This window comes from Kluyvera ascorbata ATCC 33433, assembly GCF_000735365.1.
Lineage (GTDB): Bacteria > Pseudomonadota > Gammaproteobacteria > Enterobacterales > Enterobacteriaceae > Kluyvera > Kluyvera ascorbata.
The window spans coordinates 1-17,662 of the sequence record NZ_JMPL01000095.1 but is presented as its reverse complement, the minus strand read 5'-3'; the positions used below and the strand labels follow the sequence as shown (position 1 = coordinate 17,662).

Here is a 17,662-nt window from a genome sequence, read left to right as displayed (position 1 = left end):
AATATAGTTATCAATCATGATCATCTTGCGATGCTGTCGCAAATCCATGCGGCGCAGGAAAACACGCATCAGATTGACCTTTAGCGCTTCAACCACTTCGATGCCGGCATTTCGCATCATCGCAGCCCAGGGGCTACGGAAAAACGCGACGCTCCCGGCGGAATCGAGCATCAGGCGGCAGTGAACGCCACGGCGTGCGGCAGCCATTAATGATTCGGCAACCTGGTCGGCCATTCCACCGGGCTGCCAGATGTAGAAGACCATTTCGATATTATGGCGAGCAAGCTGGATGTCACGAATGATTGCCTGCATGACATCGTCGGATTCGGTTAACAGCTGAAGCTGGTTTCCTTTCAGGCCGGCAATACCTTGACGACGTTCGCATAGCTTAAACAGCGAAGAGGCCACCTGGCTGTTGTCTTCGGCAAAGATATGATTGCAGGCTTTCAGGTCGCTGAGCCATTTTGCTGTTGACGGCCACATGGCACGCGCGCGTTCGGCGCGACGCTTGCCGAGGTGGAGCTCCCCTAAAGAGAGGTAGGCGATAATACCGACCAGCGGCAGAATATAGATGATCAGCAGCCACGCCATTGCTGACGGAACGGCGCGACGCTTCATTAAAATACGCAGCGTTACCCCGGCTATCAACAACCAATACCCCAGAATCGCCATCCAACTCACTACGGTGTAGACGGTTGTCATATTTCGAAAATCCTTTTGAATGCCAGTTGTTAAGAGTTTACGCATCCGAAGGCATCTGGCAAATAAAAACACCATGAGAAAGCGCTGGTCAGCCCTTAGCAAGGGGCTATAATGGGCCGTCTTTTTTGAAAGAGCGTTAGAAATGAAGCGTAGTAGACCTGAAGTGGGACGCTGGCGGATGCTGAGACAAGCGAGCCGTCGTAAATCGCGTTGGCTGGAAGCTCAGTCTCGCCGCAACATGCGCATCCACTCCATCAGAAAAAGCCTTGTTGGTCGGCAGCGCAATTGCCTGCTGTTCGCCATCTACGATCTCTGATGATATAAAAAGGGCACCGTCAGGGTGCCCTCAGTTTTTTAGCAAGCTACAGCCCGCTTTTATTAAAATACTTTCTTATAAGGTTTTACTGAAACCTGCTGATAAACCCCTGCGGCAACGTATGGGTCATCCTGCGCCCATGCCTGAGCGGCTTCCAGTGATTCAAATTCAGCAATAACCGTTGAACCGCTAAAACCGGCCGCGCCTGGATCGTTGCTATCAACGGCTGGCATTGGGCCTGCGGTCAGCAGACGGCCTTCATCATGCAGAAGCTGCAGGCGAGCCAGATGAGCAGGGCGGACGGAAAGACGTTTTTCAAGAGAGTCGGCGATATCCTGAGCGTAGATGACGTAAAGCACGGGCGGAACTCCTGTTTAAATAATTTGCGGATTACGTTAAGGGAAAGCGCTAGCGACTGCAATGCAAAGTTTTGTCGGTGTGAAAAGTTGTGTTTGGACGGGGATTTTTTGGGCAGGAAGGGCAAAAAGTTGATCGAAGATAAGATGTCTTATTGAATATGATTGTCATTTGCATTTAAAATCGGGGTCTCATTTTTTAACTGTAACGATTATGACTGCAATGACCCTTGATTTACCTCGCCGCTTTCCGTGGCCGACGTTACTCTCTGTTGGCATTCACGGTGCCGTCGTGGCCGGTCTGCTTTATACCTCGGTACATCAGGTTATTGAACTGCCCGCACCCGCTCAGCCGATTACCATCACGATGGTGGCTCCCGCTGATTTAGAGCCCCCACAGGCAGTGGTTCAGCCACAGCCAATCGTTGAGCCTGAACCCGAGCCAGAACCGGAACCTATTCCTGAGGTGCCGCAGGCCCCGGTCGTTATTCATAAACCAAAACCTAAGCCAAAACCTAAACCGAAGCCGGTGAAAAAAGTTGAGCAGCCAAAACCGGAAATTAAACCGGTTGAACAGCGTCCGCTCTCCACGGTGAATAATGATGCGCCGCCAGCGCGCTCCGTTGCGAATAACCTGCCGGGTGCCAGTGCGCCATCGGTCAATGCGCCCACTGGCCCGCGCGCGCTTAATCGTCCGCAGCCAGGTTACCCTACGCGTGCTCAGGCTCTGCGTATCGAAGGTAAAGTTCGGGTGAAATTTGACGTAACCGCCGACGGGCGCGTCGAAAATGTGGAAATTCTTTCCGCTCAACCGTCAAATATGTTTGAACGCGATGTGAAAACGGCTATGCGCAAATGGCGCTATGAAACCGGTAAGCCGGGCACAGGGCTCATTATGAATATTGAGTTCCGCCTGAAAGGCGTGCAGATGAACTAAAAAAAGCCCCGAAAGGGGCTTTTTTTATGCAGCGAGAACGTGGTCCAACGCTTTCTGCGCAGTGACAAAGTGCTGACCGCCGAAAAGAATGGCGCGGTTAATTAAGGTATAAAGCTGATAGACCGACTGCCGGTCAAGGAAATCTGCCGGAAGTGGGGACACGGACTGATAGCCATCGTAAATTTGCGGTGGTTGATCCGGGTGCAGCGGTAACATGGCCAGGTCGCATTCGCGATCTCCCCAATAACAGGCTGGGTCAAAAATATACGGCCCGTTTGGCCCCAGTGCGCAGTTGTTTGACCAAAGGTCGCCATGCAATAGAGAAGGCTGTGGCTGGTGGCCGCTCAGGCGCTGCTGGATATGGTTAACAATGGCGTCAATATCCCCGAACTCCATGCCTTTTTCAGCCGCAAGCTCAAGTTGCCAGCCAATACGCTGTTCGGCGAAAAAGTTGGACCAGCGCCGTTGCCAGGCATTGGGCTGTGGGGTGGTAGACAGATCGTTGTCGAAGTCGAGGCCAAACTGCGGCTGATCGCTCCATTCGTGCAAATGGGCAAGCTGCTGACCCAGTAAGAATGCATTATGTGCATCCAGCGGACGAGGAGGCAGGTACTCCATCACCAGGAAGCTGTAATCGCGGTCTGAACCGACGACAAACACTTCCGGAACGGACACGGTTTTACTACGGGAGAGCAGTTCAAGTTGATCGGCTTCCGCGGTGAAAATGGGTAATAGCTCTCGTTCATCGCATTTGACGAAAAAATCGCGACCTGTATAGCGTATATGCCATGCGGCATGGATCTCACCGCCGGGCAGTTCAGTACGCTGATCGATTTCGCCACTTCCAAGTTGCTCGCCTAACAGACTACTGATCGCTTGCCACATGATGTCTCTCCCCATGTTTTCTGCCATATCATAAGGTTAGCGCATAAATGCCGGGTAAAAATACGAGCTATACCGCACAACGGGTAAAAAGAGTGTAGAAAGCAGGGACAAGGTCGTATGCCTTCTGCGACAGATGCATGATGGCTCACCCGTGGCGATCGTGAGTTAAACCATCGTGATGCACGCCATTGTTAACAATGGAGTTTGGTTAGCATAGTTGATTACCGTGATTTCGCGACTCGTAGCGTGTGCTACGAGCCCGATTCTTGAGCATTTAGTGCTGTTGCAGGTAGGCGTAAATCTTATGGGTATTTTCCTGCGAACACAGGCGCGTCCCCTGGTTAATCGTCGCTGCACTGCCTGCGGCAACGCCAAAGCGAACCATCTCTTCGAGGGACGCATTTTCAGCAAGCTTGAGGGTCATGGCGCCAACCATACTGTCGCCCGCACCAACGGTGCTCTGACTTTTGATGGGAGGCGGCACAACCTGAACGCAGTTTTGCTCGTCAATCGCCAGCGCCCCTTGCGCACCTAACGATACCACTACGCGCCGAGCCTTCCCGCTGCGGATGATTTCCAGCGCGGCATTGCGCACATCATCAGGTTGTACAAGTTCACGTTGGACCAACGCGCTGAGTTCTTTTTGATTCGGCTTAACCAGCTCAATCTGGCCTATCGCCAGTGCAGCGGTAAGGGCATCACCGGAGCTATCGATAACGCAACGTAGACCATGATGTTGGGCGGCTTGAATGAGTGCAGTAAACTGCTCAAGGGAAACGCCAGGCGGCAGACTGCCGCTGATGACCAGTAGCGACCCAGGCGCAATTTGCAGAACCTTTTCCTGTAATTTCATCAGTTCATCACCGTTGAGCGTGGCTCCCGGCATCACAAAGCGGTATTGCTCGCCGTTAGCCGCAACGTGAACGTGAAGGTTCTGGCGAGTCCACTCGTGTGCTTCGATGCTTTCAACCGGTACGTTTTCAGCCTGAAGTAGGGCGACCAGGTGTTCACCTGTTGCGCCACCGGCGGGGAAAATAGCGGTCGCGCTGCCGCCCAGAAAGGTGATTGCGCGCGCAACGTTAATCCCACCGCCGCCAGGCTCGAAAACAGGGGCACTACAGCGGAGTTTCCCTTCTGGATAAATCTGTGGCGTTTGGGTGGCGCTGTCGAGTGAAGGGGCGAGCGTCAGCGTGTAGATCTTGACCATATCGATAACCTCCCTTTTTAAGCCAACAACTGGCTTAGAACACAATTGCGTTTAAGTCTGGCACCGGATAGAGAATAAAGAAAGAATCAACGGACTGATTTTTATAGAAAAGCGTAAAGAAACTGCGGCTTTTTTATTATAAATTAAAACGTGCTTTAAGAGGTCTCTTATTCAAAAAATGAAAGAAGAATAGATTGCTATGTTATACGTGCCTTTTTATAATTTGTTGCCTTTCTATGGACCACCCCGTCGTTGATCCTCGCGAAAGTTTCCGGGACGGAATTGTCTCCTATTTTGTTGTACGGACCCTTAATAAATGAAGCTTTTGAAGACAGTACCGGCAGCGGTTGTGCTGCTGGGGGGCGTGTTTGCGTCTGCATATGCAACCGCTAGTGATACCGTTTTTACTGTCATGGATGACCCGAGCACCGCCAAGAAGCCTTTTGAAGGCAACGTCAATGCGGGCTATCTCTCGCAGGCTGGTAATACCAAAAGTACTTCAGCGACCGCTGACTCCACGCTCACCTGGTACGGTGAATCGACTGCCTGGTCCCTTTGGGGTACCGCCAGCAACACGTCTGCAAACGATGAACGTTCTTCAGAGAAATACTCTGTAGGGGGTCGTAGTCGTTACAATATGACGCATGAAGATTACCTGTTTGGTCAGGCGAGCTGGCTGACCGACCGCTACAATGGTTACCATGAGCGTGATGTGTTTACCGCGGGTTATGGTCGTCAATTCCTGAATGGACCTATCCACAGCTTCCGTTTTGAATTCGGTCCTGGCGTTCGTTATGACGAATATACCGATGGCAATTCAGAAACTCGGCCGCTGGGTTATGCTTCCGCGACCTACGCGTGGCAGATGACTCAAACCGCGAAATTCACTCAGGGCGTATCCGTACTGGGCGCGGATGATACGACCGTCAACTCAGAAACCGCACTGAATGTCGCAATCAACGAACACTTTGGTTTGAAAGTGGCTTACAACGTGACCTGGAACTCTGAACCACCAGCAACGGCGCCGAATCATACCGATCGCCGTACCTCGCTGACGCTTGGTTATACGATGTAATAATTTACAGGCCGGAGAATTCCCGGCCTGTATTTTCAATTTATCGTTTTGTGTTATTATTTAAAGCAACCGCTGTTTTATTTTATTAAAAATACAAGTTCTTCATAATATCTCCACATTCGACCTTTCTGACATATATATTCAATAAATTTGACACGAATAGCTAAATATTTTGACTAGGCAAAAGTGTGATCTGGATCTAGACTATGTTCAAGGGCGGAATGATGCCTTAGCGTTCTAAAGTCTTAATCAAGTCAGAGAATAAACATTATGAAAAATATCAAAATCGCATCCGCAGCTATTCTGCTGTCAGCACTCTCTTTCGGCGTATTTGCTGCCGAACCAGTAGCTCAACCTGCCAGTTCTACGAACACCACTACCGCACAGCACATTGGTATCTCTAGCGCGCACGACGTTGAAGCGGGCTCTAATATGGCGCCTGGCTCTCAGTCTACCGGCCAGTCAATGGATGATGCTTTTAATGTACATACCCTGGTTGCTGGTGGTTGGTCCTAATATTTCTGTGCTGTAATAATCTGATTTTTGTTCAATTATTTATAACGGCAGAGAAAACCGGGTAGAGTGGTACCGGTTTTTCTTGCTGCCATTTATTTCTAATTAAAATTCAGTCTTTGTATTATGAGTGTAAATCTGAATCGGGTTTAGTCGCACATATTGTCAATAAATCTGTGTTAACAGCATTTTCTGTATATATTCTAATGCGCTAGTCTGAATGTTAAAAAAGGACTGAAAACTCCGCGCCATTAGCCTTTACACTTCCATCATTATCCCCAAATCATCGCCGCCCATCTAAGCAGTAGCATTGCGCCACAGATAGCGATCAGTATCAGCACCATTTTCCAATGTTTTTTTGCGAATCGATGAGTGGGCATGTTCTGTCCTTTTTCCTTTAAGATTTAATGTAGTGTATCAGAATTGTTGGTAAAGATAGCAGTGTGCACTCCACAGGATAATTGCGGCTTTTATCATGTCCTGATGATGTGTAAACTAACCCACGGTGTTATCAGCAGGCGGATGCAGGCGGAGCAGGGTGCACAATGTGTACACACTCCTCATTTTTTGCAGAGTGAAGCAGAAATCAATCCATAACCTGTTGATAAATTTAATCATATAGTTTTGTATGTGCTCTTTCGTGTGGGGCACCACTGCAAATAAGGACATTAAATGCCTGTAATTACTCTTCCTGATGGCAGCCAACGCCATTACGACCACGCCGTAAGCCCAATGGATGTTGCTCTGGACATCGGTCCTGGCCTGGCAAAAGCCACCATCGCTGGGCGCGTGAACGGTGAACTGGTTGATGCTTCAGATCTGATTGAAAACGATGCCACGCTGTCTCTTATCACCGCAAAAGATGAAGACGGTCTGGAAATCATTCGTCACTCGTGTGCTCACCTGCTTGGTCATGCGATCAAACAGCTGTGGCCAAACACCAAAATGGCGATCGGCCCGGTGATTGACAACGGTTTCTATTATGACGTTGATCTTGACCATACGCTGACCCAGGAAGACATCGACGCGCTCGAAAAACGCATGCATGAGCTCGCCGAGAAAAACTATGATGTCATCAAGAAGAAAGTGAGCTGGCATGAAGCTCGTGAAACTTTCGTCAAACGTGGTGAAAACTATAAAGTTTCCATCCTTGATGAAAACATCGCGCATGATGACAAGCCTGGCTTGTATCATCACGAAGAATACGTCGACATGTGCCGTGGTCCGCACGTGCCGAATATGCGTTTCTGTCACTACTTCAAGCTGATGAAAACCGCCGGTGCATACTGGCGTGGCGACAGCAACAACAAGATGCTGCAGCGTATCTATGGTACTGCATGGACGGACAAAAAAGCCCTCAATGCCTACCTGCAGCGTCTGGAAGAAGCGTCAAAACGCGATCACCGTAAAATCGGTAAGCAGCTCGACCTGTATCATATGCAGGAAGAAGCGCCGGGGATGGTGTTCTGGCATAATGACGGCTGGACTATCTTCCGTGAACTGGAAACTTTTGTACGCTCCAAGCTGAAAGAGTACCAGTATCAGGAAGTGAAAGGCCCGTTCATGATGGACCGTGTGCTGTGGGAAAAAACCGGCCACTGGGACAACTACAAAGATGCAATGTTCACCACCTCTTCTGAGAACCGTGAGTACTGCATCAAGCCAATGAACTGCCCGGGGCACGTTCAGATCTTTAACCAGGGTCTGAAATCCTACCGTGACCTGCCGCTGCGTATGGCGGAGTTTGGTAGCTGCCACCGTAATGAACCGTCAGGCGCACTGCATGGCTTAATGCGTGTACGCGGATTCACTCAGGATGACGCCCATATCTTCTGTACGGAAGAGCAGGTGCGTGATGAAGTGAACGCATGCATTCGTTTAGTCTATGATATGTACAGCACTTTCGGTTTCGAAAAAATCGTGGTCAAACTTTCAACGCGTCCGGAAAAACGTATCGGTAGCGATGAAATGTGGGACCGTGCTGAAGCGGATCTGGCGGTTGCGCTGGAAGAAAACAACATCCCGTTTGAATATCAACTGGGTGAAGGCGCATTCTACGGTCCGAAAATTGAATTTACCCTGTATGACTGCCTCGATCGTGCATGGCAGTGCGGTACTGTACAGCTGGACTTCTCTCTGCCGTCTCGTCTGAGCGCCTCTTATGTAGGCGAGAACAACGAGCGTCAGGTACCGGTGATGATTCACCGCGCAATTCTGGGGTCTCTGGAGCGCTTCATTGGCATCCTGACCGAAGAGTTCGCTGGTTTCTTCCCTACATGGCTTGCCCCTGTGCAGGTTGTGGTGATGAATATCACTGATTCTCAGTCTGAATACGTTAACGAATTGACCCGTAAACTACAAAATGCAGGCATTCGTGTAAAAGCGGACTTGAGAAATGAGAAGATTGGCTTTAAAATCCGCGAGCACACTTTACGTCGTGTCCCTTATATGTTGGTCTGCGGTGACAAAGAGGTGGAAGCTGGCAAAGTTGCCGTTCGCACCCGCCGTGGTAAAGACCTGGGCAGCCTGGACGTAAGTGAAGTGATTGAGAAGCTGCAACAAGAGATTCGCAGCCGCAGTCTTCAACAACTGGAGGAATAAGGTATTAAAGGCGGAAAACGAGTTCAAACGGCACGTCCGAATCGTATCAATGGCGAGATTCGCGCCCTGGAAGTTCGCTTGACAGGTCTGGAAGGCGAAGCTTTGGGTATTGTGAGTCTGAGAGAAGCTATCGAAAAGGCTGAAGAGGCCGGAGTAGATTTAGTTGAAATCAGCCCTAACGCCGAACCGCCAGTTTGTCGTATTATGGACTACGGCAAGTTCCTTTATGAAAAAAGTAAGTCTTCTAAGGAACAGAAGAAGAAGCAAAAAGTTATCCAGGTTAAGGAAATTAAATTCCGTCCTGGGACCGATGATGGCGATTACCAGGTAAAACTCCGCAGCCTGGTTCGCTTTCTCGAAGATGGCGATAAGGCTAAGATCACACTGCGTTTCCGCGGTCGTGAAATGGCCCACCAGCAGATCGGTATGGAAGTGCTTACGCGCGTCCGTGACGATCTGAGTGAACTGGCAGTAGTCGAATCCTTCCCTACGAAGATCGAAGGCCGCCAGATGATCATGGTGCTCGCTCCTAAGAAGAAACAGTAAGGCCTTCAAGTAGCGATGTTGGTGAAGCCTTAGGGCTTCACTGATATTGTTCGCCTATGTTTCGTTTATTAACAATGCGAAGTGGAAGTTATTAAGATGCCAAAGATTAAAACCGTACGCGGTGCTGCTAAGCGCTTCAAAAAAACCGGTGGTGGTGGATTTAAGCGTAAGCACGCAAACCTGCGTCATATTCTGACCAAAAAATCTACTAAACGTAAACGTCACCTGCGTCCAAAAGGCCTCGTGTCTAAAGGCGATCTGGGTCTGGTTATCGCGTGCCTGCCGTACGCATAAGCCGTTAACGTTTAATTTTTTTACTAAGAATATAGATACAGGAGAGCTCACATGGCTCGCGTAAAACGTGGTGTAATTGCTCGTGCACGTCACAAAAAAATTCTGAAACAAGCTAAAGGCTACTACGGTGCGCGTTCTCGCGTATACCGCGTTGCCTTCCAGGCTGTTATCAAAGCTGGCCAGTACGCTTACCGTGACCGTCGTCAACGTAAACGTCAGTTCCGTCAGCTGTGGATTGCACGTATCAATGCAGCAGCACGTCAGAACGGTATTTCTTACAGCAAATTCATCAATGGCCTGAAAAAAGCCTCTGTTGAAATCGACCGTAAGATCCTGGCTGACATCGCAGTATTCGATAAAGTAGCGTTCACCGCTCTGGTCGAAAAAGCGAAAGCAGCACTGGCATAAGCCAGTTGGAAGAGGGAGCTAGTCTCCCTCTTTTCATTTTAACCGTATCAATGCATTGACATTTATCAGCGTAGACCTTTCAATAAAGACTCTACGGTTATTACCACACAAGGTAACGCAAGCATGAATGCTGCTATTTTCCGCTTCTTCTTTTACTTTAGCACCTGAACTCAGGAGGCTTGCGCGTGAAAGAAGAAACGAAAAATCAGCGCCAATAAGCCTCCGGATGGAGGCTTTTTTTGTATCTGAATTCGAGATTAAGTCCACCAAACCGGTGTCTGCACCGACATAATGAGGAAAACCATGTCACATCTCGCAGAGCTGGTTGCCAGTGCCAAGGCAGCCATTAACCAGGCTTCAGATGTTGCCGCGTTAGACAATGTCCGCGTCGAATATCTGGGTAAGAAAGGGCATCTGACCCTGCAGATGACCACACTGCGTGAACTGCCGCCAGAAGAGCGTCCAGCAGCGGGTGCCGTCATCAACGAAGCAAAAGAACAGGTGCAGCAGGCACTGAACGCGCGTAAAGCCGACCTGGAAAACGCCGTGCTGAATGCCCGTCTGGCCGCAGAGACCATCGATATCTCCCTGCCGGGGCGTCGCATTGAAAACGGTGGTTTACACCCAGTTACCCGTACTATCGATCGTATTGAAAGTTTCTTCGGTGAGCTCGGCTTTACCGTAGCGACGGGTCCGGAAATCGAAGATGACTACCATAACTTCGATGCGCTGAATATCCCAGCGCACCACCCGGCACGCGCTGACCACGACACTTTCTGGTTTGATGCGACCCGTCTGCTGCGCACGCAGACTTCCGGCGTACAGATCCGCACCATGAAAGATCAGGAACCGCCAATCCGTATTATTGCACCGGGCCGCGTATATCGTAACGACTACGATCAGACGCACACCCCAATGTTCCATCAGATGGAAGGCCTGATTGTTGATAAGAACATCAGCTTCACCAATCTGAAGGGCACGATTCACGACTTCCTGCGCAACTTCTTTGAGGAAGATTTGCAGATTCGTTTCCGTCCGTCCTACTTCCCGTTCACCGAACCGTCCGCAGAAGTGGATGTGATGGGTAAAAACGGCAAATGGCTGGAAGTTCTGGGCTGCGGGATGGTGCACCCGAACGTACTGCGCAACGTTGGTATCGATCCGGAAGTTTACTCCGGCTTCGCCTTCGGTATGGGCATGGAGCGTCTGACCATGCTGCGTTACGGCGTCACCGATTTGCGCGCATTCTTCGAAAACGATCTGCGTTTCCTCAAACAGTTTAAATAAGGGCAGGATAAAACAATGAAATTCAGTGAACTGTGGTTACGCGAATGGGTGAATCCAGCCATTGATAGCGAAGCGCTGTCGGGTCAAATCACCATGGCAGGCCTGGAAGTGGACGGCGTTGAAGCCGTTGCCGGTAGCTTCAACGGCGTGGTTGTCGGTGAAGTGGTTGAGTGCGGCCAGCACCCGAACGCAGATAAACTGCGCGTGACGAAAGTGAATGTAGGCGGTGAACGCCTGCTGGATATCGTCTGCGGTGCGCCGAACTGCCGTCAGGGGCTGAAGGTTGCCGTGGCGACTATCGGTGCGGTACTGCCAGGCGACTTCAAAATTAAAGCCGCTAAGCTGCGCGGTGAGCCGTCTGAAGGGATGCTGTGCTCATTCTCCGAGCTGGGTATTTCCGACGACCATAGTGGCATCATCGAACTGCCGGCCGACGCGCCGCTGGGTACCGATATCCGTGAATACCTGAAGCTCGATGACAATACTATTGAAATCAGCGTGACCCCGAACCGCGCCGACTGCTTAGGCATTATCGGCGTTGCGCGCGATGTTGCCGTGCTGAACAAGCTGCCGCTGAACGAGCCGGAAATCAAAGCCGTTGCCGCGACCATTGCCGATGTTCTGCCAATTCAGGTTGATGCCGCCGATGCGTGCCCACGTTACCTCGGCCGTGTGGTCAAAGGTATCAACGTTAAAGCGCCAACCCCGCTGTGGATGAAAGAGAAACTGCGTCGTTGCGGTATTCGTTCCATCGATGCAGTTGTGGATATCACCAACTACGTCCTGCTCGAGCTGGGCCAGCCAATGCATGCGTTCGATAAAGATCGCATCGAAGGCGGCATCGTTGTACGCATGGCGAAAGAGGGTGAAACGCTGGTGCTGCTGGACGGTACCGAAGCTAAACTCAATGCCGACACTCTGGTCATCGCCGACCACAACAAAGCGCTGGCCATGGCCGGTATCTTTGGTGGTGAACACTCTGGCGTGAACGATGAAACGCAAAATGTGCTGCTGGAATCCGCATTCTTCAGCCCGCTGTCTATTACCGGTCGTGCGCGCCGTCATGGCCTGCACACCGATGCGTCTCACCGTTACGAGCGTGGCGTTGACCCGGTTCTGCAGTACAAAGCTATCGAACGTGCAACAGCCCTGCTTCTCGATATCTGCGGTGGTGAAGCCGGCCCAATCATCGATGTAACGAATGAAGCAACGTTGCCAAAGCGTGCGACCATCACGCTTCGCCGCAGCAAGCTGGATCGCCTGATTGGCCATCATATTGCTGATGAGCTGGTGACTGACATTCTGACCCGACTGGGCTGCGAAGTGACCGTGGGTAACGATGAATGGCAGGCCGTTGCGCCAACCTGGCGCTTCGACATGGAAATTGAAGAAGATCTGATCGAAGAAGTCGCCCGCGTTTACGGCTATAACAGCATCCCTAACGAGCCGGTACAGGCAGGTCTGGTGATGGGCAGCCATAAAGAAGCTAACCTGTCGCTGAAGCGTGTGAAAACCATGCTTAACGATAAAGGCTATCAGGAAGTTATTACCTATAGCTTCGTTGATCCGAAAGTTCAGCAGCTGGTTCACCCGGGTGAAGAAGCGCTGATTCTGCCAAACCCAATCTCCAGCGAAATGTCGGCAATGCGTCTGTCCCTGTGGACCGGCCTGCTGTCTACCGTGGTCTACAACCAGAACCGACAACAGAACCGCGTACGTATTTTTGAAACCGGTCTGCGCTTTGTGCCGGACACTCAGGCTCCGCTGGGTATCCGTCAGGACGTGATGCTGGGTGGCGTTATCTGTGGCAACCGCTACGATGAACACTGGAACCTGGCAAAAGAGACCGTTGATTTCTATGATTTGAAAGGCGATCTGGAGTCCGTTCTCGATCTGACCGGTAAATTATCTGAAATTCAGTTCAAAGCAGAAGCGAACCCAGCCCTGCATCCGGGCCAGTCTGCGGCGATTTATCTGAAAGGTGAACGCGTTGGTTTCATTGGTGTTATTCATCCGGAACTGGAACGTAAGATGGATCTGAACGGCCGTACACTGGTGTTCGAACTGGAGTGGAACAAGCTCGCAGACCGCGTGGTTCCTCAGGCTCGCGACGTTTCACGCTTCCCGGCGAACCGCCGCGACATCGCGGTTGTGGTTGCTGAAAACGTGCCCGCAGCAGATATTTTAAACGAATGTAAGAAAGTTGGCGTAAATCAGGTAGTTGGCGTAAACTTATTTGACGTGTACCGTGGTAAGGGTGTTGCGGAAGGCTATAAAAGCCTTGCTATCAGCCTAATCCTACAAGATACCAGCCGTACACTCGAAGAAGAGGAGATTGCCGCTACCGTCGCCAAATGTGTAGAGGCATTAAAAGAGCGATTCCAGGCATCATTGAGGGATTGAACCTATGGCGCTTACAAAAGCTGAAATGTCAGAATATCTGTTTGATAAGCTTGGGCTTAGCAAGCGGGATGCCAAAGAACTGGTTGAGCTGTTTTTCGAAGAGATCCGTCGCGCTCTTGAAAACGGTGAGCAGGTAAAACTCTCCGGTTTTGGTAACTTTGATTTGCGTGACAAAAACCAACGCCCGGGACGTAACCCTAAAACGGGTGAAGATATTCCCATTACAGCCCGGCGTGTGGTGACCTTCAGACCAGGACAGAAGTTAAAAAGCCGGGTCGAAAACGCAACACCCAAAGAAGAGTAATCTGAACTAACTAAAAAGGCCGCGCATGCGGCCTTTTTCTTTTCCTGGTGGCGTAACCACCGTAAAATCTAACGCTTTTCCACGGGCTTACGGATAACTATGCTGGTCTATGCATCCCAACAGCAGCGGCTTCACCGCCGCTGGCTCATCGTGTTGTCGCTCATTCTGCTGCTGATGTTGGTTATTGGCCTGTGCGCGGGCGATCAATGGATTGCACCAGGTGAATGGTTTACGGCGAAAGGGCAGCTCTTTATCTGGCAAATCCGCTTACCGCGCACGCTGGCAGTGATGCTGGTGGGAGCGGCGTTAGCATTATCTGGCACCGTGATGCAGGCACTGTTTGAGAACCCTCTTGCTGAGCCCGGATTACTTGGCGTATCAAACGGTGCGGGTGTAGGACTTATTGCCGCCATCATGCTCGGGCAGGGGGTGTTACCTGCCTGGGGGCCGGGTCTGGCGGCCATTGTCGGTGCATTGACGATCACTGCCATTCTGATGCGTTTTGCTCGTCGTCATCTATCAACCAGCCGTTTGCTGCTGGCCGGGGTGGCGTTGGGTATTATCTGTAGTGCCTTGATGACCTGGGCTGTTTACTTCTCGACGTCGTTCGACCTGCGCCAGTTGATGTACTGGATGATGGGGGGCTTTGGCGGTGTGGACTGGCAGCAGCTTTGGTTAATGGGTGCGCTGGTGCCGGCCATGGTCTGGCTATGTCTGCAATCGCAGCCGCTAAACTTTCTGGCGCTGGGCGAAACGTCGGCCCGACAGCTCGGTGTGCCCATTGTGCTGTGGCGTAAACTACTGGTGATGGCAACCGGCTGGCTGGTTGGGGTAAGCGTCGCGTTGGCGGGTGCTATCGGGTTTATCGGCCTGGTAGTGCCGCATATGTTACGTCTGTGTGGCCTGACCGATCATCGCGTCCTGCTGCCTGCCAGCGCGCTCGCCGGGGCCAGCACGCTTCTGTTTGCGGACATTGTGGCGCGTCTTGCATTATCGGCCGCTGAGCTGCCCATCGGTGTGGTCACCGCCACATTGGGAGCGCCGGTATTTATCTGGCTATTGCTGAAGTCGGGTAGATACTAAGGGAAAACGTCTGCAGGACAGCAGCACCTTGATGAAAAAGCCTTGGTGTCACACCTGCGTCTCTGGCTATTATGAAAGGCCGGGCGATAAGACCCCACACGCTGAAAAGAGGATGCTATGCAAACCAATGTTCTGAACACCCCCGTCACCACCATCGATGGCGAAAAAACTACGCTGGAAGGCTATAAAGGAAAAGTACTGCTGATCGTTAACGTGGCATCAAAATGCGGCCTGACGCCACAGTACGAGCAACTGGAAGTGCTTCAGGAGTCCTTACAGGGCGAGGGCTTTACCGTACTGGGCTTCCCATGCAATCAGTTCCTGGGCCAGGAGCCGGGCAGCGAAGAAGAGATCAAAACCTTCTGCAGCACGACTTATGGCGTCACCTTCCCGCTGTTTAGCAAAGTGGAGGTGAACGGTGAGCAACGTCATCCACTGTATAGCCTGCTGACGCGCGCAGCGCCAGATGCCATTGCACCCGAAGGCAGCGGTTTCTACGAGCGTATGGCGAGCAAAGGCCGCGCACCCGCGCATCCGGGCGATATCCTGTGGAACTTTGAGAAGTTCTTAATTGGTCGCGACGGTGAAGTGATTAATCGTTTTTCTCCTGATATGAGCCCTGACGACCCGATCCTGACTGCTGCCATCAAGCAGGCCATCGCTCAGAAATGATGCCATTGATGCAGCTTCAGAATGTCGGTGAAGGTGTTCGACTCCAGAGCATTAGCGCCGTTGTAGAACGAGGCGAAATGGTGCATCTGGTGGGGCCAAACGGTGCCGGGAAAAGCACGCTACTGACCAGAATGGCCGGACTCAGCCGCGGGAAGGGCGATATCGTGTTCAACGGTCAATCGTTGGAAACCTGGCCTGCAGCGCAGTTGGCACGACATCGGGCCTATCTTTCACAGCACCAGGCACCGCCGTTCGCGATGCCGGTCTGGCAATTTCTGATGCTGCATCAATCCCAGACTCAAGATACTACAGTGTCCGTCCATGTGGCGGATGCGCTTGGGCTGAGTAATAAACTTAAACGAAACGTCAGCCAGCTTTCCGGTGGCGAGTGGCAGCGCGTCCGACTGGCTGCCGTTATTTTACAGATTCATCCCGCGGTTAACCCGAATGGACAGCTTCTGCTGCTGGATGAACCGATGAACAGCCTTGATGTTGCTCAGCAGGCTGCGCTGGATAAACTGTTGGTAGAACTCTGCGCTGCCGGGGTTGCCGTGGTGATGAGCAGTCACGATCTTAACTACACCCTGCGCCATGCAGGCCGCACCTGGTTGCTCTGTGAAGGCCGGATGATAGCTAGCGGTGGTACCGAATCCGTATTGCAGCCAGGCCATTTAGCGGCCGCTTATAATATGACCTTCCAGAAACTGGAAATAGCCGGTCACCAAATGCTCATTTATGAGAATGACGGCGAAAATTAATCCATACTCTTCTTGCTACTATCGGCATTGCTTGCTAGTCGATCGTGAATCGATATAATTTATGAGTGAATAAAAAAACAGAGGATGCGCTGGATATGCGTTTCTGGACTCTTTTTCTTGTGGCATTCATTTTAGCAGGGTGTAGCAGCCACCGGGCTCCGCCACCAAATCCGCGACTTTCGGATTCCATCGCCGTCATTGCCGGCCTTAATGACCAGCTACAGAATTGGCATGGAACACCTTATCGCTATGGCGGCATGACTCGCCGTGGCGTTGATTGTTCGGCGTTTGTGCTGATGACGTTCCGCGACAAGTTTGAAATGCAGTTGCCAAGGGAGACGCGGCAGCAGGCAAAAATTGGCACTGAGATAGATAAAGACGAGCTGCTTCCAGGCGATTTAGTCTTTTTCAAAACCGGCGCGGGAGAGAGCGGACTCCATGTCGGTATCTACGATACAGATAACCAGTTTATTCATGCTTCAACTAGTCAGGGTGTAACGCGTTCCTCTCTGGATAACGTCTACTGGCGAAAGAATTTCTGGCAAGCCAGACGAATTTAATCAGAAAGAAAAGGAGGCGATATGCCTCCTTTTCTTTTAATCGGCCGTGAAAATTAAAATAAATAGCCTGCTATATTCTCGTTTTTGTTAGACAAGATCATAGAACTTAAGGTTGATTGTGTTATTCCGTGACTTTCGATTACAATCATTACGATCCAGTGACGGACCGATGAAATAAAAAGGAACCGATGAAAGGAATAGACTCAGCATCCATTACCGTAGGTTTTTTGCTTTGTGACGTCAGGAACCCGGACATGACTTTTAGTGAAGGGCAGTCGCAATGATTGTAGCGCTGGATAATACATATAGTTCTCAGTTGTATTTTCTTCCCGCCCGAAATAGCGACGGGCTTCTTGTTGGCTTGAAAGTGGTGTGTCAGTTTAGCGGTCTTAATAACCACGTTCGAATTCCAACTAGCCTGGTGTTACCTCGCCTGACGCAACAACAAGAAATAACCTTGTTTCAAGAGAAACTGGCGCTATTGACCACCTGCCAGCTGTTTTTTATGCAGCATAATCTGACCGCCTGGATAATGATCCCGCCTGGTGTGGTCGACGCATTACTGAATGATGAAGAACTCGCCGCCAGCGTGCAGCGTTTACCCTTTCTCGAGCTTGCCGTCAGTGAGCAGTTCCCTGGGTTAAATGATATTGATGAAAATCATCCGCTGAGTAAACTCAGCCACTATTTCCCGCTCGCGCTAAGCGATTTTGGTGCGGGTAATGCCTCTACCAGGGCGGTGTTTACCGGGTTAT

Annotated in this window: 22 protein-coding genes and 1 other annotated feature; of the genes, 17 read left to right on the top strand and 5 right to left on the bottom strand. The window is 51.0% G+C overall.

Annotated features, from left to right (window positions below; genetic code table 11):
* On the bottom strand, nucleotides 1-702 hold a 702-nt coding region (gene cls / locus GKAS_RS18010), incomplete at its 3' end, for a cardiolipin synthase (protein WP_035896285.1).
* A gap of 142 nt (nucleotides 703-844) precedes the next feature.
* On the opposite strand from cls, the gene GKAS_RS24920 reads away from it, so the two are divergent.
* On the top strand, nucleotides 845-1,018 hold the full coding sequence (locus GKAS_RS24920; protein ID WP_147281530.1) for a YciY family protein: 174 nt from the start codon (nucleotides 845-847) through the stop codon (nucleotides 1,016-1,018).
* 62 nt (nucleotides 1,019-1,080) lie between these two features.
* Here GKAS_RS24920 and GKAS_RS18005 read toward each other — a convergent pair whose 3' ends face one another.
* Nucleotides 1,081-1,377 (bottom strand): YciI family protein, encoded by a 297-nt coding sequence (locus GKAS_RS18005; RefSeq protein WP_035896284.1) that lies wholly within the window; start codon nucleotides 1,375-1,377, stop codon nucleotides 1,081-1,083.
* A gap of 220 nt (nucleotides 1,378-1,597) precedes the next feature.
* Here GKAS_RS18005 and tonB point away from each other — a divergent pair, with 220 nt between their 5' ends.
* On the top strand, nucleotides 1,598-2,311 hold the full coding sequence (tonB, locus tag GKAS_RS18000) for a TonB system transport protein TonB (RefSeq protein WP_035896283.1): 714 nt from the start codon (nucleotides 1,598-1,600) through the stop codon (nucleotides 2,309-2,311).
* 24 nt (nucleotides 2,312-2,335) lie between these two features.
* Here the strand turns inward: tonB and GKAS_RS17995 are convergent, their stop codons facing one another.
* Both GKAS_RS17995 and pfkB read right to left on the bottom strand, forming a co-directional pair.
* Nucleotides 2,336-3,196, bottom strand: a complete 861-nt coding sequence (locus GKAS_RS17995) for a fructosamine kinase family protein (protein WP_035896282.1) — start codon at nucleotides 3,194-3,196, stop codon at nucleotides 2,336-2,338.
* 274 nt (nucleotides 3,197-3,470) lie between these two features.
* Nucleotides 3,471-4,403: a 6-phosphofructokinase II gene (gene pfkB, locus GKAS_RS17990; RefSeq protein WP_035896281.1), complete on the bottom strand. Its 933-nt coding sequence runs from the start codon at nucleotides 4,401-4,403 to the stop codon at nucleotides 3,471-3,473.
* A 316-nt stretch (nucleotides 4,404-4,719) separates the two neighbouring features.
* Here pfkB and GKAS_RS17985 point away from each other — a divergent pair, with 316 nt between their 5' ends.
* Together GKAS_RS17985 and GKAS_RS17980 are read left to right on the top strand one after the other, a co-directional pair.
* On the top strand, nucleotides 4,720-5,478 hold the full coding sequence (locus GKAS_RS17985) for a DUF481 domain-containing protein (RefSeq protein ID WP_035896280.1): 759 nt from the start codon (nucleotides 4,720-4,722) through the stop codon (nucleotides 5,476-5,478).
* Nucleotides 5,479-5,748: 270 nt separating this feature from the next.
* The gene (locus GKAS_RS17980; protein WP_035896279.1) at nucleotides 5,749-5,994 is read left to right on the top strand and encodes a YdgH/BhsA/McbA family protein; all 246 of its coding nucleotides are present in this window, start codon (nucleotides 5,749-5,751) and stop codon (nucleotides 5,992-5,994) included.
* Nucleotides 5,995-6,263: 269 nt separating this feature from the next.
* Here the strand turns inward: GKAS_RS17980 and yniD are convergent, their stop codons facing one another.
* Nucleotides 6,264-6,371, bottom strand: a complete 108-nt coding sequence (gene yniD / locus GKAS_RS24915) for a small membrane protein YniD (RefSeq protein WP_115074089.1) — start codon at nucleotides 6,369-6,371, stop codon at nucleotides 6,264-6,266.
* Nucleotides 6,372-6,663: 292 nt separating this feature from the next.
* Here yniD and thrS point away from each other — a divergent pair, with 292 nt between their 5' ends.
* The 13 genes from thrS to GKAS_RS17920 all read left to right on the top strand — a co-directional run.
* Entirely contained in the window at nucleotides 6,664-8,592 is a 1,929-nt protein-coding gene (thrS, locus tag GKAS_RS17975) for a threonine--tRNA ligase (RefSeq protein WP_035896278.1), read from the top strand.
* 3 nt (nucleotides 8,593-8,595) lie between these two features.
* The gene (infC, locus tag GKAS_RS17970) at nucleotides 8,596-9,138 is read left to right on the top strand and encodes a translation initiation factor IF-3 (protein ID WP_071828920.1); all 543 of its coding nucleotides are present in this window, start codon (nucleotides 8,596-8,598) and stop codon (nucleotides 9,136-9,138) included.
* Between the two features lie 96 nt (nucleotides 9,139-9,234).
* A complete protein-coding gene (rpmI, locus tag GKAS_RS17965; protein WP_003030583.1) occupies nucleotides 9,235-9,432 on the top strand; it encodes a 50S ribosomal protein L35 in 198 nt (65 codons plus the stop codon).
* 51 nt (nucleotides 9,433-9,483) lie between these two features.
* Nucleotides 9,484-9,840 (top strand): 50S ribosomal protein L20, encoded by a 357-nt coding sequence (gene rplT, locus GKAS_RS17960; RefSeq protein WP_000124850.1) that lies wholly within the window; start codon nucleotides 9,484-9,486, stop codon nucleotides 9,838-9,840.
* A gap of 118 nt (nucleotides 9,841-9,958) precedes the next feature.
* Nucleotides 9,959-10,083 (top strand) — a sequence feature (Phe leader region).
* Nucleotides 9,964-10,008: a pheST operon leader peptide PheM gene (gene pheM, locus GKAS_RS24910; RefSeq protein ID WP_001386830.1), complete on the top strand. Its 45-nt coding sequence runs from the start codon at nucleotides 9,964-9,966 to the stop codon at nucleotides 10,006-10,008. (Overlaps the previous feature by 45 nt.)
* Before the next feature lie 60 nt (nucleotides 10,084-10,143).
* Nucleotides 10,144-11,127 (top strand): phenylalanine--tRNA ligase subunit alpha, encoded by a 984-nt coding sequence (pheS, locus tag GKAS_RS17955; RefSeq protein ID WP_035896277.1) that lies wholly within the window; start codon nucleotides 10,144-10,146, stop codon nucleotides 11,125-11,127.
* A gap of 15 nt (nucleotides 11,128-11,142) precedes the next feature.
* Nucleotides 11,143-13,530, top strand: coding sequence for a phenylalanine--tRNA ligase subunit beta (gene pheT, locus GKAS_RS17950; protein ID WP_035896276.1), 2,388 nt, complete (start codon nucleotides 11,143-11,145; stop codon nucleotides 13,528-13,530).
* Between the two features lie 4 nt (nucleotides 13,531-13,534).
* Nucleotides 13,535-13,834: an integration host factor subunit alpha gene (gene ihfA, locus GKAS_RS17945; protein WP_003030571.1), complete on the top strand. Its 300-nt coding sequence runs from the start codon at nucleotides 13,535-13,537 to the stop codon at nucleotides 13,832-13,834.
* Between the two features lie 99 nt (nucleotides 13,835-13,933).
* A complete protein-coding gene (gene btuC, locus GKAS_RS17940) occupies nucleotides 13,934-14,917 on the top strand; it encodes a vitamin B12 ABC transporter permease BtuC (RefSeq protein WP_035896275.1) in 984 nt (327 codons plus the stop codon).
* A gap of 117 nt (nucleotides 14,918-15,034) precedes the next feature.
* A complete protein-coding gene (locus GKAS_RS17935) occupies nucleotides 15,035-15,589 on the top strand; it encodes a glutathione peroxidase (protein WP_035896274.1) in 555 nt (184 codons plus the stop codon).
* Nucleotides 15,586-16,347 (top strand): vitamin B12 ABC transporter ATP-binding protein BtuD, encoded by a 762-nt coding sequence (gene btuD / locus GKAS_RS17930; protein WP_035896273.1) that lies wholly within the window; start codon nucleotides 15,586-15,588, stop codon nucleotides 16,345-16,347. The genes GKAS_RS17935 and btuD overlap by 4 nt, the downstream gene beginning before the upstream one ends.
* Before the next feature lie 95 nt (nucleotides 16,348-16,442).
* Entirely contained in the window at nucleotides 16,443-16,907 is a 465-nt protein-coding gene (locus GKAS_RS17925) for an NlpC/P60 family protein (RefSeq protein WP_035896272.1), read from the top strand.
* Between the two features lie 280 nt (nucleotides 16,908-17,187).
* The coding region (locus GKAS_RS17920; protein ID WP_035896271.1) for an EAL domain-containing protein at nucleotides 17,188-17,662 on the top strand (475 nt) is incomplete at its 3' end.

Bases quoted from the DNA above. Each gene is read 5' to 3' on its own strand.
- GKAS_RS24920 (WP_147281530.1), top strand. From the start codon at position 845: ATGAAGCGTAGTAGACCTGAAGTGGGACGCTGGCGGATGCTGAGACAA.
- tonB (WP_035896283.1), top strand. From the start codon at position 1,598: ATGACCCTTGATTTACCTCGCCGCTTTCCGTGGCCGACGTTACTCTCT.
- GKAS_RS17995 (WP_035896282.1), bottom strand. From the start codon at position 3,196: ATGTGGCAAGCGATCAGTAGTCTGTTAGGCGAGCAACTTGGAAGTGGC.
- pfkB (WP_035896281.1), bottom strand. From the start codon at position 4,403: ATGGTCAAGATCTACACGCTGACGCTCGCCCCTTCACTCGACAGCGCC.
- GKAS_RS17985 (WP_035896280.1), top strand. From the start codon at position 4,720: ATGAAGCTTTTGAAGACAGTACCGGCAGCGGTTGTGCTGCTGGGGGGC.
- GKAS_RS17980 (WP_035896279.1), top strand. From the start codon at position 5,749: ATGAAAAATATCAAAATCGCATCCGCAGCTATTCTGCTGTCAGCACTC.
- yniD (WP_115074089.1), bottom strand. From the start codon at position 6,371: ATGCCCACTCATCGATTCGCAAAAAAACATTGGAAAATGGTGCTGATA.
- thrS (WP_035896278.1), top strand. From the start codon at position 6,664: ATGCCTGTAATTACTCTTCCTGATGGCAGCCAACGCCATTACGACCAC.
- rpmI (WP_003030583.1), top strand. From the start codon at position 9,235: ATGCCAAAGATTAAAACCGTACGCGGTGCTGCTAAGCGCTTCAAAAAA.
- rplT (WP_000124850.1), top strand. From the start codon at position 9,484: ATGGCTCGCGTAAAACGTGGTGTAATTGCTCGTGCACGTCACAAAAAA.
- pheS (WP_035896277.1), top strand. From the start codon at position 10,144: ATGTCACATCTCGCAGAGCTGGTTGCCAGTGCCAAGGCAGCCATTAAC.
- pheT (WP_035896276.1), top strand. From the start codon at position 11,143: ATGAAATTCAGTGAACTGTGGTTACGCGAATGGGTGAATCCAGCCATT.
- ihfA (WP_003030571.1), top strand. From the start codon at position 13,535: ATGGCGCTTACAAAAGCTGAAATGTCAGAATATCTGTTTGATAAGCTT.
- btuC (WP_035896275.1), top strand. From the start codon at position 13,934: ATGCTGGTCTATGCATCCCAACAGCAGCGGCTTCACCGCCGCTGGCTC.
- GKAS_RS17935 (WP_035896274.1), top strand. From the start codon at position 15,035: ATGCAAACCAATGTTCTGAACACCCCCGTCACCACCATCGATGGCGAA.
- btuD (WP_035896273.1), top strand. From the start codon at position 15,586: ATGATGCCATTGATGCAGCTTCAGAATGTCGGTGAAGGTGTTCGACTC.
- GKAS_RS17925 (WP_035896272.1), top strand. From the start codon at position 16,443: ATGCGTTTCTGGACTCTTTTTCTTGTGGCATTCATTTTAGCAGGGTGT.